The sequence below is a fragment of the Micromonospora kangleipakensis genome (assembly GCF_004217615.1).
GTDB classification, from domain to species: domain Bacteria; phylum Actinomycetota; class Actinomycetes; order Mycobacteriales; family Micromonosporaceae; genus Micromonospora; species Micromonospora kangleipakensis.
The window spans coordinates 7,174,514-7,196,674 of sequence record NZ_SHLD01000001.1 but is presented as its reverse complement, the minus strand read 5'-3'; the positions used below and the strand labels follow the sequence as shown (position 1 = coordinate 7,196,674).

Here is a 22,161-nt window from a genome sequence, read left to right as displayed (position 1 = left end):
GGCTTCATCATCGCGGCGCCGCCCCGCCCATCCGGTCCAGCCGGTCCGCGATCTGCTGCGCGGTGGCGGTCAGGTCGTCGAGCCGGCGCTGCGCGCCGAAGCCGAGGTCGTTGAGGAGCGGGCCGAGCCCCTGCGGCAGCGTCACCGGCTGCGCGGCGAGCTGCTCCTGCAGGGCGGCCTGGAGCGCGGCGCGGGCGGTGCCGAACGCCTCGCGGATCGCGGCCGCCAGGTCCTCGGAGGGCAGCCGCATGACCCGCGGGTCGAGGTCGAGGGCGATCAGGTCGCCGGTGCCGTCCAGCTCGACGTGCACCAGGCCACCGGCCGCGTCACCGGAGCCCCGGGCGGCGGTGAGGCGGCCCAGCGGGCCGTCCGGTCGGTCGTACTGGTCGGTCACGCGGCCACCCCGTTCCCGGTCGACTGTGGAGGGACCCGGACCCGCCGCGCCCCGCCGGAAGCCTAGCGACCACGGGCGAGCGGGGTCGTCCCGCCGTCCTCGTCGTCGGTGCGACCTGCGTCGCAATGGCGCTGACCGGCGGGAATTCGGATGCGGGGGGCTGTCCCGGCCGCCTAGCGTCGGGGCGTCATGCGCTTCTCACCGGCCGGCGATCCCGGCGTCCCCGACGACCGGTCCGCCACCCGTTACCTGGTGTGGCTGGCCGGTCGGCACCCGTTCCTCTTGGGCTCCGGCATCGCGCTCGGCATCGTCTGGATGGTCGCCCAGGCGCTGATGCCGGCCGCCGTGGGCCGGGCGGTCGACGCCGGCCTCGCCCACCGCGATCCGGACGCCCTGCTGACCTGGGGCGCCGTGCTGCTGGGGCTGGGCGTGCTCCAGGCGGCCGCCGGGATCCTGCGGCACCGCTGCGCGGTGCACAACTGGCTGGCCGCCGCCTACCGCACCGTGCAGGTCACCGTCGGGGCCACCAACCGGCTGGGCGCCGCGCTGCCCCGCCGGGTCGCCGCCGGCGAGGTGGTCAGCATCGGTACGGCCGACATCGAGCACATCGGCAGCGCCATCGACATCACCGCGCGGGGCACCGGTTCGATCGTCGCCATCGGCACCGTAACGGTGATCCTGCTGGACGCCTCGGTGCCGCTCGGGCTGGTGGTGGTGCTCGGCGTGCCGCTGCTGATGGGCCTGGTCGGGCTGCTGATCCGGCCGCTGCACCGGCAGCAGCAGGCGTACCGGGACTCGGAGGGGCGGCTGACCGCCCGGGCCGGCGACATCGTCTCCGGGCTGCGGGTCCTGCGCGGCGTGGGCGGCGAGCCGATGCTCTCCGCGCGGTACCGGACGCAGTCCCAGGCGCTGCGCGCCGACGGTCTCCGGGTGGCCCGGGTCGAGTCGCTGCTGGAGGCGGCGCAGGTGCTGCTCCCCGGCGCGTTCGTGGTGCTGGTGACCTGGCTCGGCGCCCGGTTCGCGCTGCGCGGCGAGATCAGCGCCGGCCAGCTCGTCGCCTTCTACGGCTACACCGCCTTCCTGGTCAGCCCGCTGCGCAACCTGACCGAGGCGGCCGACAAGCTGACCCGGGGGCATGTCGCCGCCCGGCGGGTGATCCGGCTGCTCCGGCTCACCCCTGAGCTGGTCGACCCGGCCCGCCCGGCGGTGCTGCCCGCGGGCCCCGGTGAGCTGGTCGACGTGCAGTCCGGGCTGGTGCTGCGCCCGGGCGGGTTCACCGCGCTGGCCGCCGCCGACCCGGAGGACGCGGCCGCGATCGCCGACCGGCTCGGCCGGTACGTCGACGGGGACGTGACGCTGCACGGCGTACCGCTGCGGGACCTGGCGGTGGCGACGGTGCGCGAGCGGATCCTGGTGGCCGACAACGACGCGCATCTCTTCACCGGCCCGCTCCTGTCGGAGCTGGACCCGCACGACGTGGTCGACCACCACGCCGTCGAGGCGGCGCTGGTCGCGGCGAGCGCGACGGACATCGTGGCCGCCCTGCCCGACGGGCTGGACGGCCGGGTGGCCGAGCGGGGCCGGGAGTTCTCCGGCGGGCAGCGGCAGCGGCTGCGGCTGGCCCGGGCGCTGGTCGCCGACCCGCAGACGCTGGTGCTGGTGGAGCCGACCAGCGCGGTGGACGCGCACACCGAGGCGCGGATCGCCGACCGGCTCGGCGCGGCCCGGCGCGGCCGGACCACCCTGGTCTGCACCACCAGCCCGCTGATGCTGGGCCGGGCCGAGCACGTGGTCTTCGTGGAGGACGGCAAGGTGGTGGCCGGGGGCCGGCACGACGAGCTGCTCGCCGCCGAGCCGCGGTACGCGGCCACGGTCAGCCGGGAGGAGGAGCGATGAGCAACGCGCTGCCCGTCGCCGACGCCGACCAGGTGCGCCGGTACGCGCGCACGCTGGTCCGCCGGCACCCGCGCGGCCTGGCCGGGGCGCTCGGCCTGCACGCCGTCGCCGCGGCGGCCGGCCTGGTGGCGCCGCGGCTGCTCGGCGACCTGGTGGAGGGGATCTCGCACGGCGTGTCGGCGGTCACCGTCGACCGGGTCGCGCTGGCCATCGCGGCTTTCGTGGTCGTCCAGTCGGTGCTGGTCCGGTTCGCGCACCTCGCCTCGGCCCGGCTCGGCGAGCGGGTCCTGGCCGAGCTGCGGGAGGACTTCGTCGACCGGGTGCTCGCCCTGCCGCTGTCCACGGTGGAGCGGGCTGGCACCGGTGACCTGCTCACCCGGACCTCGCGGGACGTCTCGGCGCTGTCCCGGACGGTCCGGTTCGCGGTGCCGGAGACGCTGATCGCGGTGGTGACCGTCGCGCTGGTCCTCGGCGCGCTGCTGCTGACCGGCCCGCTGCTGGCGCTGCCCTGCCTGCTCGCGGTCCCGGTGCTCTGGGCCGGCACCCGCTGGTACCTGCGCCGGGCGCCGGCGGGTTACCTGCGGGAGAACGCCGCCTACTCGGACATCACCGACGGGATCAGCGAGACGGTGGAGGGGGCGCGGACCACCGAGGCGCTGCGGCAGCAGGCCCGCCGGCGGGCCCGCAGCGACGCCGACATCCGCCGGTCGTACGCCGCCGAGCGCTACACCCTCAAGCTGCGTACGGTCTTCTTCCCGGTCGCCGAGATCGGGTACGTGGTGCCGGTGGTCGCCACCCTGGTGATCGGCGGCTGGTTCCACCTGAAGGGCTGGGCCAGCCTCGGTCAGGTCACCGCGGCCACCCTCTACGTGCAGCAGCTGGTCGACCCGATCGACCGCCTGCTCTCCTGGCTGGATGAGCTCCAGGTCGGGGGTGCCTCGATGGCCCGCCTGCTCGGGGTGGCCGTCGACGGGCCGTCGGCGCCGGCGACGCCCGCCGGGTCCGCGCCGGCGGACGGGGAGCGGCGGCTCGCCGCCCGGGACGTCCGGTACGCCTACCGGGAGGGCCACGACGTGCTGCACGGGGTGACCCTGGTACCGCGGCCGGGGGAGAAGCTGGCCATGGTCGGCCCGTCCGGCGCGGGGAAGTCCACCCTGGGTCGGCTGTTGGCCGGGGTGCACGCGCCGCGCTCGGGTTCGGTGACGGTGGACGGCCGGCCCCTGGCCGAGCTGCCCCTGGCCGAGCTGCGCACCCACGTCGCGCTGGTCAGCCAGGAGCATCACGTCTTCATCGGCACCCTGGCGGAGAACGTGGCGATGGTCCGACCGGAGGCGGGCGACGCCGAGGTCCGGGCCGCGCTGGCGGCCGTCGACGCGCTCGGCTGGGCGGAGGCGCTGCCGGAGGGGCTGGCGACGCCGGTCGGCTCGGGTGGGCAGCCGCTCTCGCCGGCGCAGGCGCAGCAGCTCGCGCTGGCCCGGCTGGTCCTCGCCGACCCGCACACCCTGGTGCTGGACGAGGCGACCTCGCTGATCGACCCGCACGCCGCCCGGGAGCTGGAACGCTCCCTCGCCGCCGTGCTCGAGGGGCGGACGGTGATCGCGATCGCGCACCGGCTCTTCTCGGCGCACGACGCGGACCGGGTGGCGGTGGTCGAGGACGGCCGGATCACCGAGCTGGGCTCGCACGACGAGCTGGTCGCGGCGGGCGGCTCGTACGCGGCCCTGTGGCGGTCCTGGCACGGCTGACGGACTGACGGACGCCGCAGGCCCCCGCCCGGTGAGGCGGGGGCCTGCGGTGACAGCGCTCCGGGGCGGGCTGCGCCGCCCGTGCCGGGGGTCAGCTGCGGCGCAGGATGCGGTACGTCGCGATGCCGCCGGTGCCGAGGGCGGCGAGGAAGACCAACCAGACCACGGTGGTGCTGACCTCGGGGCCGCCACCACCGACGTTGGCGGCGGCCGCGGCGACCAGCGAGTCGCTCTGCGCCGGGGGCAGCGCGGCGGGCGGCAGCTGCTGCCAGCGGACCAGCCCGGTGCTCTCCAGCATCGCCATGTGGTCGGAGACGAACTTGTTGGCCTCGTCGGCGAGCTTTCGCACCGTGGCGTCCCGGGTGCTGGCCCGGACCGCCCCGATCACCGGGAAGATCTTGCCGTGGGCGACCCGGAGCCGGGTGACGAAGATCTGGTCGAAGCGGGCACCGGTCGCGTTCTGCATCTCGCCCAGCCACCCCTTCTGTTCGGCGGTCGGGTCGGTCGGCAGGGTGGCGCCCAGCTTGTTGGCGGCGTCCACCACGAGCTGGTCGAGGACGCCGTGCTGCCGGGAAATCTCCGCCCCGATCTGGCGTACCCGCGCCGACTGGCCCTTCTCGGCGGCCATCTGCCCGGCCGGCATCTCCCAGAGCCCGGCCAGCCGTACGCCGTTGAGCAGGGTCATGTCGGCGGCGTTCAGCTGCGAGCCGGGCGCGGCCACGGCCACCCCGGGGAGGACGCCGAGCCCCGCGACGAGCGCGATGAGCAGCAGCGCCACCCGGTGGGTCCGGTGCGCTGGCCGGCGGCGTGCGGATTCCAGCGGTGCCATCGTTGCGGTGCCTCCTCGGTCCGGACCGAACGCGTGTGTCGCGGACGGCCGCACCCACCGGCCGCCCGTCCGGACACTGGTACGGATCACCGACCCGATCAGTTCACCGGCCGGGCCGTGGCCCGCCCCGTCAGGCCTCCAGCGGGTCCGCGAGCAGCCGCTCGAAGGCCAGTTCGGCCGCTCCGACCAGGGCGGCGTCGCGCCCCAGCTGCGGGGTGCGCAGCCGGACGTGCTCCAGGCACGCCGACAGACCCACCGAGTTGAGCCGGCTGCGCACCTGCGCCGCCGCCGCGAGGTAGAGGTCCCGCATCGTCCCCCCGAAGATCACCATCTCCGGGTTGAAGATGTTGACCAGGTTCCCCACGCCGAAGCCCAGCCAGTCGCCGACCTGCCGCACCGCCGCCTGGGCCCGCGCGTCCCCCCGGTCGGCGGCGTCGATGACCGCGAGCACCGCCTCCCGGCCGGAGGCCGCCGGCCGGCCGGCGGCGTGCAGCAGCGCGTACTCGCCGACCTCGGTCTCCCAGCAGCCGCGCGACCCGCACTCGCAGCGGGACCCGTTCCGGTTGACCACCATGTGGCCCACCTCGCCGCCGTAGCCGCCGTGCCCGGTCAACCGGCGCCCGCCGGCGATGATGCCGGCGCCCACGCCGACGTCCCCGTACAGGTAGATGACGTTGTCGCGGCCGGCCGCGGCGCCGCGGGCGTGTTCGGCGAAGGCGCAGACGTCGGCGACGTTGGCCACCACCACGGGCGTCTCCGTGCCGAGCTCGGCGGCCAGGGTGGCGCCGATCGGCTCGTTCACCCAGCCGGTGTGGGGGCTGAGCCGGACCAGGCCGTCGTCGCGGCGCACCATGCCGCAGACCGCGATCCCGGCCCCGACGCAGTTCGTCCCCGGCGGCACCGCCGGTTGCATCTCCCTGAGCGCCCCGGCCAGCAGCGGCGCGGTCTCCGCCGCGACCAGACCGCGCGGCCGGCCCAGCTCACGCCGATCGAGTACGACGCCCCCGAGCCCGACCCGGGCGGCCTGCAACCGGTCCACCTCGATGCTGAACGCCCACGCGTGGACCCGGGCGGACTCGGGCCGAACGACCAGCGACGGTCGCCCGGCCCGCCCCCGCTGCTTCGGGGTCGCCTCGCTGACCAGGCCGGCGCTGGCCAGGTCCGCGGTCAGCGCGCCGATGGTGCTGCGGTTGAGCCCGAGGGCGGTGGTGAGTTCGGCCCGCGACATCGCTCCGTGGACGTGGACGTGGCGCAGCAACGCACCGAGATTCTGCCGCCGAATCTCCTCCTGGCTCGGACCCGCGCGCATGACCGGGCTCAGCGGTTTCCGGTGGCGAGGGCCCGGCGCCGGGACAGCGCGTCGACCCCGGCGGCGAGCAGCAGCACCAGCCCGGTGAAGAGGTACTTGACCCCGGAGCTCGCATCCATCAGGCCCATGCCGTTGTCGATGACCGCCACCACGGCACCGCCGAGCACCGCGTCGCCCACCCGGCCCTTGCCGCCGAAGAGGCTGGTGCCGCCGATCACCGCCGCGCCGACCGCGTAGAGCAGCACGTCGCTGCCGCCGGTCCGGGCGTCCACCGAGCTGAACCGGCTGGCCGCCACGATGCCGCCGACCGCGGCCATCGAGGAGCAGACCACGAAGACCGAGATCCGGATCCGGTCGACGCTGATGCCGGCCCGGTGGGCGGCCTCCCGGTTGCCGCCCACCGCGTAGATGTGCCGCCCGTACGCGGTGCGGGACAGGACGAAGCTCAGCGCGACGAGCAGCACCCCGACCAGCGGCACGACGACCGGCATGCCGCGGTTCGAGCTGATCAGGCTGTTCAGGCTGCGTTCCATGTTGAGCACGTACACCCCGACGCCGACGACGACGGCGAGGCTGCCGATCCGGATCAACACCATCGACATCGGATCGGTCGCCAGGTCACGGGCCCGGCGGTTGCGGTACCGGAGCAGCTGGGTGGCGCCGTACCCGCCGACGGCGGCGGCGGCCAGCAGCCAGCCGACCAGCGGCGGCAGGTTCCGGTTCTCGATGGCGACGATGGGGGCGGCCTGGACGGAGACGTTGGTGCCGCCCTTGATCAGCATCAGCATGATGCCCTGGAAGGCCAGGAACGCGGCGAGCGTGACCACGAAGGACGGTATGCCGACCTTCGCCACCAGGAAGCCGAGCACCAGCCCGATGACCGCGCCGGTGGCGAGGGCGGCGAGGGTGGCCACGTACCACGGGTACCCCTGCAGGGTCAGCAGGTTCGCCAGCACGGCCGCGCAGACCCCGCTCGCGAAGCCGGCGGAGAGGTCGATCTCGCCCACCAGCAGGACGAAGACCAGCCCCATCGCGATCAGCACGACGGCCGCTCCCTGGGTGAACAGGTTCGCGAAGTTGCCGGCGGTGAGGAAGTTGGGCCGCAGGGCCGAGAAGAACACGCAGAGCACGACCAGGCCGAGGATCGCCGGCAGGGCGCCCATCTCGCCGCCCCGGAGGCGGGCGACGTAGCCGCGTACGTGGGCGCCGAGGCCGGCCCGCGGGACGGTCGTCCCCGTCTCGAGGTGAGCCAGTTCAGCTTGGGTGATCATTTCTCGGCCCCCATCGTCCCGGTGCTCCGGTAACCGCTGTCGTTGGTGCTGGCCGTCCCGAGCGAGCCGCTGCGCCCCGACGTGATCAGCTCGACCACCTGGGCGTGCGTGACGTCGGTGGTCCGGACCTGGGCGACCATCTGACCGAGGTAGAGCGTCGCGATCCGGTCTGAGACGGCGAAGACGTCGTTCATGTTGTGCGAGATGAGGACGACGGCCAGCCCGTTGTCGGCGAGCCGCCGGACCAGTTCGAGGACCTGGGCGGTCTGGGCCAGGCCGAGGGCCGCCATCGGCTCGTCGAGGATGACCAGCCGGCTGTTCCAGAGCACCGCCTTGGCGATCGCCACCGTCTGGCGTTGGCCGCCGGAGAGGCTGGACACGTGCTGCCGCAGCGAACTGATCGTCCGGATCGAGAGCCCGGCGAGCGTCTTGGCCGCCAGCTCCTCCATCGCCGGCTCGTCGAGGACGAGGCCCGAGCGCCGTTCCCGGCCGAGGAACATGTTCTGCACGATGTCGAGGTTGTCGCAGAGCGCGAGATCCTGGTAGACCACGTCGATGCCGAGGCCGGCGGCGTCCCGGGGACCGTTGACGGTCACCGGCCGGCCCTCGAAGAAGAACTCGCCGGCGTCGGTGCCGTAGATGCCGCTGATGCACTTGACCAGCGTCGACTTTCCGGCTCCGTTGTCGCCGACGAGCGCGGTCACCTGGCCCGGATACACCGAGAAGGCGACGTCGCGGAGCACCTGCACGGGGCCGAAGCTCTTGTCGACGCCACGCAGTTCCAACAGGGGTGTCTCGGACACGGGGTGTCTCCTTCGGTGGGTGTCCGAATGGCGGGTGCCCGCCGGCCGGGCCGTGCGGTAGGAAATCCTGCCGTACGCCCCGGCGCGACGGTTGCGGTGTCCGGCCGTCCGGCCGTCCGCCCGGTCCGGGTCGGCTCAGCCGATGCCGGCCTGGGCGCACAGTGCGGCGTACTCCGGGGTGCACACGTCGGCCTTGTCGACGTAGCCGTCCGCGATGACGTTCTTCACGGTCTCCTTGGTGATGGCCTGGGCGCCCAGCAGCACGGCGGGAACGTTCCGGCTGCCCTTGGGGTCGCGGAAGCTCTGCTCGGTCTTCTTCTTCTCGCCCCTGGCCAGCGCGATCGCCAGGTCCGCCGCCGCCTCGGCCTCCGTCTTGACCGGCTTGTACACGGTCATGCACTGGTCGCCGGAGAGGATGTGCTGCAGCGCCTGGGCGTCGGCGTCCTGGCCGGTGACCGGGACCTTGCCGTTGAGCTTGTTCTTCGCCAGCACGGAGATGACCGCGTTGGCCAGCCCGTCGTTGGCGGCGACGACGGCGTCGATCCGGCCGTTCGTCTGGGTCAGCATCTGCTCGAAGATCGTGCCGCCGGTGGTGTTGTTCCACTCGGGCACCGACTGGTCGGGGCCCTTGAGGTACTCCTTCGCGTCGTACCTCGGCTGGAGGACCGAGTCGTAGCCCTCTTTGAACTGGGCCGCGTTGTTGTCGGTGGGCGAGCCGTTGAGCTCGGCGACCACCGGGTTCCGCACGCCCTTGTCGGTGAGGCACTCGACCAGGCCCTCGCCCTGGAGCTTTCCGACCGCCACGTTGTCGAAGCTGACGTAGTACTGCGCGGAACCGCCCAGGGTGGGCCGGTCGTAGTCGATGGTCGCGACGCCCTTCTGGGTCGCCTTGTCCAGAACCGCCTTCCCCGTGCCCGAGTCGAGATTGGTGATCATCAACGCGGTCACCCCATTCGTGATCATCTGTTCCGCGATGGTCACGAATCGCGCCTTGTCGTTCTGGGCGTTCTGGATGTCGTAGTCCACCCCGGCCGCCTTGAACGCGGCCTCCAGGTATCTGCGGTCCGCGGTCTCCCACCGGTTCGACGAGGCGCTGTCGGGCAGGATGACGCCGATCTTCGGCTTGGGGCGGCTCGCGGTGCCGTCAGCGGAGTCGTTGCCGCAGGCGGTGAGGTTTCCCGCGGTGAGCAGGCCGACCGCGGCGACGGTGAGGATCCCTCTGCGCATTCTGCACGGTTCCTTTCAAGGGGGACGGAACTCGAGGGGAACGTGGTGGGCGGGGAGTGCGCCGGTGAGCCGCGGTGCCACGCCGCCAGCGATTTGTTGTTCCGGGCAACGTATTGTTCGGTGCTCGGGCGCACAAGACCGTAAAGGTCAGCGGTTTGTTGTTGCCAGTAACAATTCGGCAACGCGGTCGACATTCAGTTCGCTCACCCGTCCCCGCAGGTGCGGCGCGCTGACCGCGGAATTGATCAGAGTCGGGAAATGTCACGGCGCGGACATCGCCGACGAGAGATCAGGTCGGCGCCGGACTGCGGAACGTGACCACTGGCCGGTCGTCGCGCTGCCGGTCAGCGGGCGGCAAGCGGGGCGGTCACCGCGGCGGCCAGGGCGATCAGGTCCGTGGGGCTCAGCTGGAGCTGGAGCCCGCGGCGCCCCGCGGAGACGTACACGGTCGGGTGGTCCAGCGCCGAGGCGTCGACCACGGTCGGGAGCCGCTTGCGCTGGCCGAGCGGGCTGATGCCGCCGCGGACGTACCCGGTGGCCCGCTCCGCCACCGTGCGGTCGGCCATGGTGGCCCGCTTGCCGCCGACCGCGGCGGCCAGGGCCTTGAGGTCCAGCTCTCCGGTGACCGGCACGACCGCCACGGTGAGCCGGCCGTCCACCTCGGTGACCAGCGACTTGAACACCCGCTCCGCCGGCACCCCGAGCGCCGCCGCCACCAGGGCCCCGTAGTTCGGCGCCTCGGGGGAGACGTCGTACGGGTGGGTGCTGTGGGTGATCTTCCGCTTCGCGAGCAGCGCGGTCGCCGGAGTGCCCTGTCCCGCCATGCCGACAAGCTAACCCGGACCCGGCCGGGCGGGCGAGCCGGAATTCAGGCGGGCACCGGCTGGCCGACGAGCACGGTGGGCGCGCCGGCCACCCGGGTCAGCACCAGGCTCGCCGCCGCGTCGCCGGCGAGCCTCAGGTCCCGGCGCAGCTTCTCCGGCTCCAGCGCCGAGCCGCGCTTGAGGATCTCCACCCGGCCGACCCGGCGTTCCCGGAGCAGGGCGCGCAGCCGCTTGAGCGAGAACGGCAGCACGTCGGTCACCTCCAGGCAGCGGCCGTACGGGGTGCGGATGGGGGAGTCGGCGTACAGGTAGGCGATGCTCGGGTCGGCCAGGGTGGCGTCCAGCTCCCCGGCCAGCTCGGCGACCAGGTGCGCGCGGACCACCGCCGGGTCCGGGTCGTACAGGAACCGGCGGGCCGGTCCGACCGGGGCCTCCGCCGCGCCGGAGCCGGTCAGCACGTGCGGGGTGTCGCCGCGCAGCAGGGTGGCCCGGCGGGGGACCTCGGCGAGCCGGCCGCACCAGAGCGCGGCCTCCACCAGGTCGCCGTCCACGCTGACCCACTCCGCCTCGGCGCCGGGCGGGATCAGTGCGTGGTCCAGCCCGGGGGCCACCTTGACCACGGTGTGCGGCACCCGCTCGGCGAGCCCGGTGACGAAGTCCCACGGCGGCGAGTAGGAGTTCGGGTCGAAGATCCGCCGCCCGGTGGCACTCCGCCGGGCCGGGTCGCAGAAGACCCCGTCCACCCGGCTGACGTCGAAGGCGGTCGCGTCGCCGCACTCCACCGTGAACGCGTCGGCCAGCCCCGCGGCCTCGGCGTTGGCGGCGGCCATCGCGGCGGTCACCAGATCGGCCTCCACGCCGTACACCCGGATCCCGGCTCGGGCGGCGGCGAGCGCGTCCGCGCCGAGGCCGCAGCCCAGGTCGGCCAGAGTGCGCACCCCGGCGGCGCGCAGCCGCGCGGCCCGCCGGTCGGCGACCACCCGGCGGGTGGCCTGTTCCAGCCCGGCCCGGGTGAGGAACATCCCCGCGGCGGCCGGCCCGAACTTGCCGGCGGCGCGGCGGCGCAGCTCGGCCTGGGTGAGCGCGGCGGCGGCCAGCCCGGGCGGCACCCCGGCCGAGCGGAGCGCGGCGGCCGCGGCCAGCGGGTCGCCGCCGGCCACCTCGGTGGCCGCGGCGAGCGCGGCCGACCCCTCGGGGGTACGCAGCGCGGCCAACTGGTCGAGATCCACCGCGCCATTCTCCCCGCCCACCCGCGCGGATCGGCCGGGCGGGGCCCGGTGCGGCACGGCGGGGTGCCCCGCGGTCGGGACGCCGCGGCCTGCCGCACCCGAGGTCGATCATGCTCATCGGGGCGACGCGCTGGCACTCTCCTTGACGGAGTGCTAGCCGAGGAATAACCTGCGATTAGCACTCTCCCATCGAGGGTGCCAGCTTCCGGGCCTCGGCCCGGGCGCTGAACGCCAGGCGGACCGGCACCCGCGACGACGGCCCCGCCCGGTGGCATGTGGCAGATTGACGCCGTTCGGCTAGCCGTCCGGCAACGAAACCAAGTACCCCAGGAGGGTATGCCCGTGACTACCGCGACCAAGGTTGCGATCAAGCCGCTCGAGGACCGGATCCTGGTCCAGGCGAACGAGGCTGAGACCACCACGGCGTCGGGCATCGTGATCCCCGACACCGCCAAGGAGAAGCCGCAGGAGGGCACCGTCCTCGCTGTCGGCCCGGGCCGCATCGACGACAAGGGCAACCGGATCCCGGTTGACGTGAAGGTCGGCGACACCGTCATCTACTCGAAGTACGGCGGCACCGAGGTCAAGTACGCCGGCGAGGAGTACCTGGTGCTCTCCGCCCGCGACGTCCTCGCGGTCATCGAGAAGTAAGCAACCGATCAGTGTCGTTGCCCCGGTCCGGCTCGCCGGGCCGGGGCAACGTCGCTTCGAAGGGACATTCATGGCGAAGATCCTGAGCTTCTCGGACGACGCCCGACACCTGCTCGAGCACGGTGTCAACGCCCTCGCGGACACGGTCAAGGTCACCCTCGGCCCGCGCGGGCGCAACGTCGTCCTGGACAAGAAATTCGGTGCGCCGACGATCACCAACGATGGCGTGACCATCGCCAAGGAGATCGAGCTCACCAACCCGTACGAGAACCTCGGCGCGCAGCTGGTCAAGGAGGTGGCGACCAAGACCAACGACATCGCCGGCGACGGGACCACCACCGCGACCGTGCTGGCCCAGGCGATGGTCCGCGAGGGCCTGCGCAACGTGACCGCCGGCGCCAACCCGGCCGGCCTCAAGCGGGGCATCGACGCGGCGGCCGCCAAGGTCTCCGAGGCGCTGCTCGGCCGGGCCGTCGAGGTCTCCGACCGGGAGTCGATCGCCCACGTCGCGACGATCTCCGCGCAGGACGCCACCATCGGCGAGCTGATCGCCGAGGCGATGGAGAAGGTCGGCCGCGACGGTGTCATCACCGTCGAGGAGGGCTCCGCGCTCACCACGGAGCTGGAGGTGACCGAGGGTCTCCAGTTCGACAAGGGCTTCATCTCGCCGAACTTCGTCACCGACGTGGAGGGGCAGGAGTCGGTCCTGGAGGACCCGTACATCCTGATCACCACGCAGAAGATCTCGGCGATCGAGGAGCTGCTGCCGCTGCTGGAGAAGGTCCTCCAGAACAACAAGCCGCTCCTGATCATCGCCGAGGACGTCGAGGGTCAGGCCCTGTCGACGCTGGTGGTCAACGCCATCCGCAAGACCCTCAAGGTCTGCGCGGTGAAGGCCCCCGGCTTCGGTGACCGTCGCAAGGCGATGCTCCAGGACATGGCGATCCTGACCGGTGCCGAGCTGGTCGCGCCCGAGCTGGGCTACAAGCTCGACCAGGTCGGCCTCGAGGTGCTCGGCACCGCCCGGCGCGTGGTGGTCGACAAGGAGAACACCACCGTCGTCGACGGTGGCGGCCAGGCCTCCGAGGTCGCCGACCGGGTCGCCCAGATTCGCAAGGAGATCGAGGCCTCGGACTCCGAGTGGGACCGGGAGAAGCTGGCCGAGCGGCTGGCGAAGCTCTCCGGCGGCATCGCGGTCATCAAGGTGGGCGCGGCGACCGAGGTCGAGATGAAGGAGCGCAAGCACCGCATCGAGGACGCCATCGCCGCGACCAAGGCCGCGGTCGAGGAGGGTACGGTCCCGGGCGGCGGCGCCGCCCTGGCCCAGATCCTCCCGGTGCTCGACGACGACCTCGGCTTCACCGGTGACGAGAAGACCGGCGTCTCGATCGTGCGCAAGGCGCTGGTCGAGCCGCTGCGCTGGATCGCCCAGAACGCCGGCCACGACGGCTACGTGGTGGTGCAGAAGGTCGCCGGCAAGGAGTGGGGCAACGGCCTCGACGCCGCCGCCGGCCAGTACGTCGACCTGGTCAAGTCCGGCATCATCGACCCGGTGAAGGTGACCCGCAACGCGGTCACCAACGCCGCGTCGATCGCCGGCCTGCTGCTCACCACCGAGAGCCTCGTGGTGGAGAAGCCGGAGAGGGCCGAGCCGGCCGCCGCCGGCGGGCACGGCCACGGCCACGGTCACGGCCACCAGCACGGCCCGGGCTTCTGACCCGACGCCGTACGGACGACGTCAGGGCACACCGTCACGCCGACGGTGTGCCCTGACCCGTATCTGGTTACGGAACGCTGACGCCGCTACCGGTCCGGTCCGGTGATCGACAAGACTGGTCCGATGACCACCACGTCCCGCGGGCACGCCGCGCTGGCCGGGATCACCGCCGCCGCGGTGGCGATCGGCGCCGCCGAACCGGTGGCCGTCCTCACCGGAGCCCGCTCCGCACCGCTGATCGCGGTCGGGGGGCTGGTCGTCGACGTCGTCCCCGAGTCGCTGAAGCAGTTCGCCATCGCGCTCTTCGGCACGTACGACAAGATCGCCCTGCTGGTTGGGACGGCCCTGCTGCTCGCGGCGTTCGCCGCGGTGCTCGGCGTGCTGGCCGCCCGCCGGCTCTGGATCGGGCTGGCCGGCATCGTCGCCTTCGCCGCCCTCGGGGTGGCCGCCGCGCTGACCCGGGCCGGCGCGAACGGCTTCGACGCGCTCCCCTCGCTGGTCGGCGCTGCGCTCGGCGCGCTGGCCCTCTGGCTGCTCCTGGCCGGACCGCTGCAACCGGAGCTCTGGTCGTGGTCGCCGCCGCGGGCTGAGCCGGCGTCCACCGAGGCCGGGCCGGGGGCGCCAGCCACCGGGCCGCGCGGGCCGGACGGACAACCGCGGGCGCGACCCGCCGCCGGGGAAGAGATCGATCCGGAGGGACGGCGGCGCTTCCTGACCGGCGTCGGCGCGATGATGGGTGCGGCGGCCGTGGCCGGCCTCGGCGGGCACTGGCTGGCCGGCCGGCGGGGCGTCTCGGCGGCCCGGCAGGCCGTCGCGCTGCCCACCCCGTCGGCCGCCGCGCCGGCGGTGCCGGCCGGCGCCGACCTCTCGCTGGCCCAGCTCGCCCCCTACGTGACCCCCAACGCCGGCTTCTACCGGATCGACACCGCGCTGGTGGTGCCGCAGGTGGACCCGGCGACCTGGCGGCTGCGCATCCACGGCCGGGTCCGCAACCCGATCGAGCTGAGCTTCGCCGACCTGCTCGCCCGGCCCATGGTGGAGCGGTACGTCACCCTGGCCTGCGTCTCCAACGACGTCGGCGGGGACCTGATCGGCAACGCGCGCTGGCTGGGCGTACCGATCAAGGAACTGCTCGACGAGGCCGAGCCGGAGGAGGGCGCCGACCAGGTGGTCGGCCGTTCGGTCGACGGCTGGACCTGCGGCACCCCGACGGCGGTGCTGCGGGACGGGCGGGACGCGCTGCTCGCGGTCGGGATGAACGGGGAGCCGCTGCCGGTCGAGCACGGCTTCCCCGTGCGGATGGTGGTGCCCGGGCTCTACGGCTACGTCTCGGCCTGCAAGTGGGTCACCGAGCTGGAGCTGACCAGCTTCGCCGACTTCGACGCGTACTGGGTGCCGCGCGGGTGGTCGGCGCAGGGGCCGATCAAGACGCAGTCGCGGATCGACGCGCCCCGGTCGCGCAACCGGCTCACCGCCGGTCCGGTCATGGTCGCCGGCGTGGCCTGGGCCCAGCACCGGGGCATCCGCAAGGTCGAGGTACGCGTCGACGACGGCCCCTGGCGGGAGGCGACGGTCGCCCCGACGGTCTCGGTGGACACCTGGGTGCAGTGGTCCTGGCGCTGGGAGGCCACCCCGGGTGAGCACAGCCTCCAGGTGCGGGCCACGGACGCCGACGGCGTCAGCCAGACGGCGGAGCGGCGGCCGGTCGAGCCGGACGGCGCCACCGGCTGGCACACCGTCAAGGTCACCGTCCGCTGAGGCGCGGTGCCAGCGTGCCGGCGGTTGCGCCGGCCGGGGGCGGCGTTGGCGGGGCGCGTAGCTGGTTGGACGCTACGAAGCTGATGTCGCCAATGACTCGACCGAGCGCTCGCCCGGGCTGATAACGAGGCGAACGCGACGACGCCGCGCCCCGGGCGTGGGGCGCGGCGTCGGTGTGGTCTGTCGGACGGGGTCAGGCGATCTTGCGCTGGTCCGGGACGGTCGACTTGTGCGGCTGGCCGAGGCGGGCCTCCAGCCGGGCGACGTCGACCCGGCTCTGCCGGCGGTCGGCCAGGTCCTCCCAGCCCAGGGCGAGCAGCCGGAGTCGCTCGGACTCGCTGAACCCGCCCCACACGCCGTACGGCTCGCGGACCGCGAGAGCGTGCGCGGCGCACTCGGCGCGCACCGGGCAGGCGCGGCAGACGGCCTTGGCGCCGGACTCGCGGCGCAGCCGCGACGAGCCGCGCTCGCCGTCCGGGTGGAAGAACTGGGCGCTGTCCCGGCCCCGGCAGGCACCGAGCCGCTGCCAGTCCCAGAGATCGACGATGGGTCCGGGCAGTCTACGTACATTCGACATCAGCACCCCTCCTCCCGCGCGGCACCGCGGAGAATCCTTCATGGCCAGCTACCGGGCGGCGGTCCGCGCAGGCGCACCGTTTCCGGCCTGGCGTCTCGGTACCCGGGCTTTCCCGCGCTCACACATCTGTGATCGAAAACCTCGGGCAACTAGCGGCATATGCCCCATCTGCCGGAAAAGTTCGGATGATTGCCTCGAACCTCCTCGCGACGCGACCCGGCCATGGTCTGCTCTGAGGCGGAGAGGAGACCACTGTGCGTACCGTTCTCGTGTGCGTTCGGACACCGACCGCGGCCCAGCAGCTGACCTCCGCGGCGGCCCGACTCGGGCTGTCCGCGATCGTCCGAACCGCCGTCTCCGATCCCGAGGTGATGCTGCGGCTCGCCGAGCGCCCGGTGGACGTCGTGCTCGCCGACACCGCGCTCACCCGGCCGGACAGCGCCGGCTTCGTGCGCCGGGTGCTCGCCCGGGCGCCCCAGGCCGCGGTGCTGCTGCTCGGCGCCGAGGAGTCGGAGGCGGCCGCGGCCACCATCAGCGCGGGGGCCCGGGGGTTGATCCAGGGCGTCGACCACGACCTGACCAGCGCGGTCGCGAAGGCGCTGCTGCTGCTCGCCGCGCCCGGACGGCCCTCCCGGAACCGGGTCACCGACCCGGCCCGGGACGCCGCGGCCGTCGGCGGGCCGGTACGGTCCGCGCCGGCGCGGCCGACGCCCGGCTGGACGACGACCCCGGGGGAGGGGGCCGGCGGTGTGCCGACCGTGGTGCCGGTGCAGCGCGGCGACGACGAGGCGGAGCCGGAACCCGCGCCGCCGAGCGGTCAGCAGCGCTCCGGGGCCGGGACGCGCACCGGCCGGACCCCCGTCGGGCTCACCGAACGGGAGCTCCAGGTGCTGCTCGGCATGGCCGAGGGGAAGAGCAACGCGGAGATCGGCCGGGAGCTGTTCGTCTCCGAGGACACCGTCAAGACCCACGCCCGGCGGCTCTTCCGCAAGCTCGGCGCCCGGGACCGGGCGCACGCCGTGGCCGCCGGCTTCCGCGCCGGACTGGTCGCCTGAGCCGCCTCACCGCCGGTGGACGCGCCGGGCGCGCCGCTCAGGCGTCCGGGGACTCGTCCTCCTCGGTGCCCTCGGTCAGCGTGTCGTGCACCCCGTCGGCGTAGCCGCGGGCGTAGTCCCAGGTGACGTAGTGGTCCGGGTCCGGGTCGTAGGCCGGCTCGTGCACCCGGGGCCGGCCGGAGCTGAGCAGGTGGCGCAGGTTGCCCCGGAGCAGGTCCCAGTCGAAGTAGTGCGGCTCGCGGCAGTCCTCGCACTCGATCACCAGCCCGCGCACCCCGATCGGCGCCAGCAGGGCCTGGTAGATCTCCAGGTCGGCGAGATCTTCCAGGACGTCCTGACGCTCGACCTCGGTCAGCGGGTCCAGCGGGTCGTCCTCGCGCGGATCCTGCAGGCCGGCGGTCGGATCGGCCGGGTCGCCGTTGAACGGGTCGATGGGCTCGTCGTGCACCCCCTCACCGTAGTCCCAACCGGCGGGGGAAGTCCGCCCCCGGCGCTCACGGCGGCGCCGCTCATCCGCGCCGCCACTACCGGGGCCGGCCCAGCTCAATGGGTACGATGAAGCGACGCGCCGTCACTCCGGCGTGCGTCGGTGCCCCGCGCGCCGCCTCGCTGAAGCCCGTCCGACCAGCTCAGGAGAGCAATCGTGGAAAATTCGCCCAGCACCGATCTTCCGGCCGGCGCCGACAGCGGCGAGCTGGGCGGTCACCTGCCGGAGCTGCCCGCCGGCTCGGCGCGGGTGGTGCCGCTCGGGCTGACCTTCGACGACGTGCTGCTCCAGCCGGGCGAGTCGGACGTCGTGCCCAGCCGGGTCAACACCCGGACACGGCTCACCCGCAACGTCGAGCTGACCGTGCCACTGCTCTCCAGCGCGATGGACACCGTCACCGAGGCGCGGATGGCGATCGCCATGGCCCGGCAGGGCGGCATCGGCGTGCTGCACCGCAACCTCTCCCTCGAGGACCAGGCGCTCCAGGTCGACCTGGTGAAGCGCTCCGAGTCCGGCATGATCACCAATCCGGTCACCGCCAGCCCCGACGACACCCTCCGTGAGGTCGACGAGCTCTGCGGGCGGTACCGCATCTCCGGCGTGCCGGTGGTCGACGCCGACGGCGGGCTGGTCGGCATCGTCACCAACCGCGACATGCGCTTCGTCTCCGACCCGGCCACCCCGGTCCACGAGATCATGACCCGGCCGCCGCTGATCACCGCCCCGGTCGGGGTGAGCAAGGACGACGCGCTCGACCTGCTCCGCCGGCACAAGGTGGAGAAGCTGCCGATCGTCGACGGCTCGGGCCGGCTGCGCGGCCTGATCACCGTCAAGGACTTCACCAAGAGCGAGCAGTACCCGAACGCCACCAAGGACTCCGCCGGCCGCCTCCGGGTCGCCGCCGCGGTCGGGGTCGGCGAGGACGCGTACAAGCGGGCCCGCACCCTGGTCGACGCGGGCGTGGACGTGCTCATCGTGGACACCGCGCACGGGCACCAGCGGGCCGTGCTGGACATGGTCCGCCAGCTCAAGAAGGACGTCGCCATCGACATCGTCGGCGGCAACGTCGCCACCTACGCCGGGGCGAAGGCGCTGGTCGACGCGGGCGCCGACGGCGTCAAGGTCGGTGTCGGGCCGGGCGCGATCTGCACCACCCGGATCGTCGCGGGCGTGGGCGTACCGCAGATCACCGCGATCATGGAGGCGGCCCGGGCGGCCCGGCCGGCCGGCGTGCCGGTCATCGGCGACGGCGGCATCCAGTATTCGGGCGACATCGCCAAGGCCCTGGTGGCCGGCGCCGACACGGTGATGCTCGGCAGCCTGCTGGCCGGCTGCGAGGAGAGCCCCGGCGAGCTGATCTTCATCAACGGCAAGCAGTACAAGGCGTACCGGGGGATGGGCTCGCTCGGTGCGATGCAGTCCCGCGGCCAGGGCAAGTCCTACTCCAAGGACCGCTACTTCCAGCAGGACGTGCTCGCCGAGGACAAGCTGGTCCCCGAGGGCGTCGAGGGCCAGGTGCCCTACCGGGGCCCGCTCTCCGCGGTCGCCCACCAGCTCATCGGCGGGCTGCGGGCCGCGATGGGCTACGTCGGCGCGGAGAGCATCCCCGAGCTGCACCGGCGTGGCCAGCTCATCCGGATCACCGCGGCCGGGCTCAAGGAGAGCCACCCGCACGACATCCAGATGACGGTCGAGGCGCCCAACTACCACTCCCGCTGACCATCACCCCCAAACACCTGGAGTCCCCATGCGTGACGTGGTCGAGATCGGGCTGGGCAAGACCGCGCAGCGCGGCTACCACCTGGACGACATCGCCATCGTGCCGAGCCGCCGCACCCGGGACGTCGACGACGTCTCCACCGCCTGGCAGCTCGACGCGTACCAGTTCGGCATCCCCTGCGTCGGGCACCCCTCCGACGCGACGATGAGCCCCTCGTCCGCGGTCCGGCTCGGCCAGCTCGGCGGGCTCGGCGTGCTCAACGTCGAGGGCCTCTGGACCCGGTACGAGAACCCAGCCAAGGTGCTGGAGGAGCTGGCCGGCCTCGACGAGGACGCCCGCGCCACCAAGCGGCTCCAGGAGGTGTACGCCGAGCCGATCCGCCCCGACCTGATCGCCGAGCGGGTCCGTGAGCTGCGGGCCGGCGGCGGCACGGTGGCCGTCCGGGTCTCCCCGCAGCACACCCTGGCGCTCGCCCCTGTGATCCTCGACGCCGGCGTGGACATCCTGGTCATCCAGGGCACCATCGTCTCCGCCGAGCACGTCTCCACCACCGACGAGCCGCTCAACCTCAAGGAGTTCATCGCCGACCTCGACCTGCCGGTCATCGTCGGCGGCTGCACCGACTACAAGACGGCGCTGCACCTGATGCGGACCGGCGCGGCCGGCGTGATCGTCGGCATCGGCGGCGACGACTGGTCCACCACCGAGTCGGTGCTCGGCATCCGGGTGCCGATGGCCACCGCGATCGCCGACGCGGCGGCGGCCCGCCGCGACTACCTCGACGAGACCGGTGGCCGGTACGTGCACCTGATCGCCGACGGCGACATCCAGACCTCCGGCGACATCGCCAAGGCGCTCGGCTGCGGCGCGGACGCGGTGACGCTCGGCGAGGCGCTCTCGCTGTGCGAGGAGGCCCCCGCCGGCGGCGCCTGGTGGCACTCGGCGGCCAGCCACCCGTCGCTGCCCCGTGGCGCTTTCGAGGTGGCCGGCGAGCCGCTCGGCTCGATGGAGCGGCTCCTCTTCGGCCCGGCCGACGAGCCGGACGGCCAGCTCAACCTCTTCGGCGGCCTGCGCCGCGCGATGGCCAAGTGCGGCTACCGCGACCTCAAGGAGTTCCAGAAGGTCGGTCTCGTCCTCGACCGCTGACCCCACCCCGCCCGGTTCCTCCCGTTCGTCATCCGGCACAACTCCATGATCGGCGCGGGCCGTCGGCTTAGGCTCGGCTGGTGAGGTGGTGGCGGGGTGGGTTGGCGGCCGTGCTGGGAATGGGGCTGCTGGTCGGGGGATGTACCGAGAACGGGCGGTTCCGCGCCGGGGCGGCGGAGGTGGGGGATCCGTACGTGCCGGGGGCGGGCAACGGCGGGTACGACGTCGCGCACTACCGGCTGAAGATCCGCTACGACCCGGGCAGCGACCGGCTGACCGGCGAGGCGACGGTCACCGCCACCGCGACCGCCGGGCTCTCCCGGTTCAACCTCGACCTCGCCGGCCTCACCGTCGACCGGGTACGCGTCGACGGCGCGCCCGCGCGACACCGCCGCGACGGCAACGAACTCGTCGTCACCCCCGCCCACGGTCTGCCGTCCGGGAAGTCGTTCACCACCGAGGTGGCCTACGCCGGCGTGCCGCAGCCGCTCTCCATCGGCGAGCTGGGCAGCGGTGGCTTCCAGGCCACCGGGGACGGCGCTGTCGCCCTCGGCCAGCCGGAGTCCGCGAGCACCTGGTTCCCGGTCGACGACCACCCCTCCGACAAGGCCACCTACGACCTTGAGGTGACCGTCCCCGACGGGCTCGCCGCGCTGAGCAACGGGGTGCTGCGGTCCCGGGCGAGCCGGGACGGCTGGACCACCTGGAGCTGGTCAGAGGGCTCGCCGATGGCCAGCTACCTGACCACGCTGGTGATCGGAAACTACCGGGTGTCGACCGGTACCCACGCCGGGAAGCCGATGGTCACCGCGGTGGCGGCCGGGCTGCCGGCGGACGGGCCCGCCGCCGCCTCGCTCGCCCGCACCGGCGAGATCGCCGACTTCCTGGCCAGCCGCTTCGGCCCGTACCCGTTCGACGCGTACGGCGGCATCGCGGTCGCCGACGAGCGCATCCGGTACGCCCTGGAGACCCAGTCCCGGCCGGTCTACGGGCCGGGCTTCTTCCGCGGCGGCCGGCCCGACACCGAGGTGGTCGCGCACGAACTGGCCCACCAGTGGTTCGGCGACAGCGTCTCGGTGGCCCGGTGGAGCGACATCTGGCTCAACGAGGGCTTCGCCACGTACGCCGAATGGCTCTGGGCCGAGCACGACGGCGGCCGCACCGTGGCGCGGGCCTTCGCCACCGAGTACGCGGTCACCGACTGGACCCGGCAGTCGCTCGACCCGGGCCGGCCGGCGATGTTCGGCGACGCCGTCTACCAGCGGGGGGCGCTGGCCGTGCACGCGCTGCGCCGCGCGGTCGGCGACGACGCCTTCTTCAGCATCCTGCGCGGCTGGACGACCGAGCGTCGGGACGGCACCGCCACCACCGCCGACTTCGTCGCGTACGCCGAACGGGTCGCCGGCCGGCCGCTGCGCGCGCTCCTCGACGCCTGGCTCGTGGGCGGCACCGCGCCGGCCCTGCCGTGACACCGACCCGCGCGCCGCTCGGTAGGCTGCCGCGGGCGGAGCGGCCGGGCCGGA

The 22,161-nt window shown here is 73.6% G+C and carries 19 protein-coding genes; 9 read left to right on the top strand and 10 right to left on the bottom strand.

Going from position 1 to position 22,161, the window contains the following annotated elements:
- Positions 1-7: 7 nt before the first annotated feature.
- The gene (locus tag EV384_RS34210; RefSeq protein ID WP_165440135.1) at positions 8-394 is read right to left on the bottom strand and encodes a YbaB/EbfC family nucleoid-associated protein; all 387 of its coding nucleotides are present in this window, start codon (positions 392-394) and stop codon (positions 8-10) included.
- A gap of 189 nt (positions 395-583) precedes the next feature.
- Between EV384_RS34210 and EV384_RS34205 the strand changes: the two genes are divergently transcribed.
- Together EV384_RS34205 and EV384_RS34200 are read left to right on the top strand one after the other, a co-directional pair.
- Complete coding sequence (locus EV384_RS34205; RefSeq protein ID WP_130340000.1) at positions 584-2,290, top strand: ABC transporter ATP-binding protein; 1,707 nt, start codon at positions 584-586, stop codon at positions 2,288-2,290.
- Positions 2,287-4,035 carry an ABC transporter ATP-binding protein gene (locus EV384_RS34200; RefSeq protein ID WP_130339998.1) on the top strand — a complete coding sequence of 583 codons (1,749 nt, stop codon included), beginning with the start codon at positions 2,287-2,289 and terminating at the stop codon, positions 4,033-4,035. The genes EV384_RS34205 and EV384_RS34200 overlap by 4 nt, the downstream gene beginning before the upstream one ends.
- 91 nt (positions 4,036-4,126) lie before the next feature.
- Here the strand turns inward: EV384_RS34200 and EV384_RS34195 are convergent, their stop codons facing one another.
- The 7 genes from EV384_RS34195 to EV384_RS34165 form a co-directional block, all read right to left on the bottom strand.
- Positions 4,127-4,864 carry a DUF4142 domain-containing protein gene (locus EV384_RS34195; protein ID WP_130339996.1) on the bottom strand — a complete coding sequence of 246 codons (738 nt, stop codon included), beginning with the start codon at positions 4,862-4,864 and terminating at the stop codon, positions 4,127-4,129.
- A gap of 130 nt (positions 4,865-4,994) precedes the next feature.
- Positions 4,995-6,173 carry an ROK family protein gene (locus tag EV384_RS34190; protein WP_130339994.1) on the bottom strand — a complete coding sequence of 393 codons (1,179 nt, stop codon included), beginning with the start codon at positions 6,171-6,173 and terminating at the stop codon, positions 4,995-4,997.
- Positions 6,174-6,181: 8 nt separating this feature from the next.
- Positions 6,182-7,444: a sugar ABC transporter permease gene (locus EV384_RS34185; RefSeq protein ID WP_130339992.1), complete on the bottom strand. Its 1,263-nt coding sequence runs from the start codon at positions 7,442-7,444 to the stop codon at positions 6,182-6,184.
- On the bottom strand, positions 7,441-8,247 hold the full coding sequence (locus tag EV384_RS34180) for an ATP-binding cassette domain-containing protein (protein WP_130339990.1): 807 nt from the start codon (positions 8,245-8,247) through the stop codon (positions 7,441-7,443). The genes EV384_RS34185 and EV384_RS34180 overlap by 4 nt, the downstream gene beginning before the upstream one ends.
- 135 nt (positions 8,248-8,382) lie before the next feature.
- Positions 8,383-9,474, bottom strand: coding sequence for a sugar ABC transporter substrate-binding protein (locus tag EV384_RS34175; RefSeq protein ID WP_130339988.1), 1,092 nt, complete (start codon positions 9,472-9,474; stop codon positions 8,383-8,385).
- Positions 9,475-9,818: 344 nt separating this feature from the next.
- Positions 9,819-10,298 (bottom strand): Cys-tRNA(Pro) deacylase, encoded by a 480-nt coding sequence (gene ybaK / locus EV384_RS34170; RefSeq protein ID WP_130339986.1) that lies wholly within the window; start codon positions 10,296-10,298, stop codon positions 9,819-9,821.
- Between the two features lie 44 nt (positions 10,299-10,342).
- Positions 10,343-11,527 carry a THUMP-like domain-containing protein gene (locus EV384_RS34165; RefSeq protein ID WP_130339984.1) on the bottom strand — a complete coding sequence of 395 codons (1,185 nt, stop codon included), beginning with the start codon at positions 11,525-11,527 and terminating at the stop codon, positions 10,343-10,345.
- A gap of 336 nt (positions 11,528-11,863) precedes the next feature.
- Here EV384_RS34165 and groES point away from each other — a divergent pair, with 336 nt between their 5' ends.
- The 3 genes from groES to EV384_RS34150 all read left to right on the top strand — a co-directional run bounded on the left by groES (position 11,864) and on the right by EV384_RS34150 (position 15,653).
- On the top strand, positions 11,864-12,178 hold the full coding sequence (gene groES / locus EV384_RS34160; protein ID WP_109802944.1) for a co-chaperone GroES: 315 nt from the start codon (positions 11,864-11,866) through the stop codon (positions 12,176-12,178).
- Positions 12,179-12,248: 70 nt separating this feature from the next.
- Positions 12,249-13,895 carry a chaperonin GroEL gene (gene groL / locus EV384_RS34155; RefSeq protein ID WP_130339982.1) on the top strand — a complete coding sequence of 549 codons (1,647 nt, stop codon included), beginning with the start codon at positions 12,249-12,251 and terminating at the stop codon, positions 13,893-13,895.
- 123 nt (positions 13,896-14,018) lie between these two features.
- Positions 14,019-15,653 carry a molybdopterin-dependent oxidoreductase gene (locus tag EV384_RS34150; RefSeq protein ID WP_130339972.1) on the top strand — a complete coding sequence of 545 codons (1,635 nt, stop codon included), beginning with the start codon at positions 14,019-14,021 and terminating at the stop codon, positions 15,651-15,653.
- 193 nt (positions 15,654-15,846) lie between these two features.
- Here EV384_RS34150 and EV384_RS34145 read toward each other — a convergent pair whose 3' ends face one another.
- Complete coding sequence (locus EV384_RS34145; RefSeq protein ID WP_130339970.1) at positions 15,847-16,230, bottom strand: WhiB family transcriptional regulator; 384 nt, start codon at positions 16,228-16,230, stop codon at positions 15,847-15,849.
- Positions 16,231-16,484: 254 nt separating this feature from the next.
- On the opposite strand from EV384_RS34145, the gene EV384_RS34140 reads away from it, so the two are divergent.
- On the top strand, positions 16,485-17,285 hold the full coding sequence (locus EV384_RS34140) for a response regulator transcription factor (protein WP_130339968.1): 801 nt from the start codon (positions 16,485-16,487) through the stop codon (positions 17,283-17,285).
- Between the two features lie 37 nt (positions 17,286-17,322).
- Here the strand turns inward: EV384_RS34140 and EV384_RS34135 are convergent, their stop codons facing one another.
- Entirely contained in the window at positions 17,323-17,733 is a 411-nt protein-coding gene (locus tag EV384_RS34135) for a DUF5319 domain-containing protein (protein ID WP_130339966.1), read from the bottom strand.
- A 195-nt stretch (positions 17,734-17,928) separates the two neighbouring features.
- Here EV384_RS34135 and guaB point away from each other — a divergent pair, with 195 nt between their 5' ends.
- The 3 genes from guaB (at position 17,929) to EV384_RS34120 (ending at position 22,107) form a co-directional block, all read left to right on the top strand.
- Positions 17,929-19,491, top strand: coding sequence for an IMP dehydrogenase (gene guaB, locus EV384_RS34130; RefSeq protein ID WP_130339964.1), 1,563 nt, complete (start codon positions 17,929-17,931; stop codon positions 19,489-19,491).
- Positions 19,492-19,519: 28 nt separating this feature from the next.
- The gene (locus tag EV384_RS34125; protein ID WP_130339962.1) at positions 19,520-20,638 is read left to right on the top strand and encodes a GuaB3 family IMP dehydrogenase-related protein; all 1,119 of its coding nucleotides are present in this window, start codon (positions 19,520-19,522) and stop codon (positions 20,636-20,638) included.
- Positions 20,639-20,757: 119 nt separating this feature from the next.
- Positions 20,758-22,107, top strand: a complete 1,350-nt coding sequence (locus EV384_RS34120) for a M1 family metallopeptidase (protein ID WP_130340972.1) — start codon at positions 20,758-20,760, stop codon at positions 22,105-22,107.
- The last annotated feature ends 54 nt before the right edge of the window (positions 22,108-22,161 follow it).

Coding starts and splice junctions, on each gene's coding strand:
- EV384_RS34205 (WP_130340000.1), top strand. CDS start 584: ATGCGCTTCTCACCGGCCGGCGATCCCGGCGTCCCCGACGACCGGTCC.
- EV384_RS34200 (WP_130339998.1), top strand. CDS start 2,287: ATGAGCAACGCGCTGCCCGTCGCCGACGCCGACCAGGTGCGCCGGTAC.
- EV384_RS34195 (WP_130339996.1), bottom strand. CDS start 4,864: ATGGCACCGCTGGAATCCGCACGCCGCCGGCCAGCGCACCGGACCCAC.
- EV384_RS34190 (WP_130339994.1), bottom strand. CDS start 6,173: ATGCGCGCGGGTCCGAGCCAGGAGGAGATTCGGCGGCAGAATCTCGGT.
- EV384_RS34185 (WP_130339992.1), bottom strand. CDS start 7,444: ATGATCACCCAAGCTGAACTGGCTCACCTCGAGACGGGGACGACCGTC.
- EV384_RS34175 (WP_130339988.1), bottom strand. CDS start 9,474: ATGCGCAGAGGGATCCTCACCGTCGCCGCGGTCGGCCTGCTCACCGCG.
- ybaK (WP_130339986.1), bottom strand. CDS start 10,298: ATGGCGGGACAGGGCACTCCGGCGACCGCGCTGCTCGCGAAGCGGAAG.
- groES (WP_109802944.1), top strand. CDS start 11,864: ATGCCCGTGACTACCGCGACCAAGGTTGCGATCAAGCCGCTCGAGGAC.
- groL (WP_130339982.1), top strand. CDS start 12,249: ATGGCGAAGATCCTGAGCTTCTCGGACGACGCCCGACACCTGCTCGAG.
- EV384_RS34150 (WP_130339972.1), top strand. CDS start 14,019: ATGACCACCACGTCCCGCGGGCACGCCGCGCTGGCCGGGATCACCGCC.
- EV384_RS34145 (WP_130339970.1), bottom strand. CDS start 16,230: ATGTCGAATGTACGTAGACTGCCCGGACCCATCGTCGATCTCTGGGAC.
- EV384_RS34125 (WP_130339962.1), top strand. CDS start 19,520: ATGCGTGACGTGGTCGAGATCGGGCTGGGCAAGACCGCGCAGCGCGGC.
- EV384_RS34120 (WP_130340972.1), top strand. CDS start 20,758: ATGGGGCTGCTGGTCGGGGGATGTACCGAGAACGGGCGGTTCCGCGCC.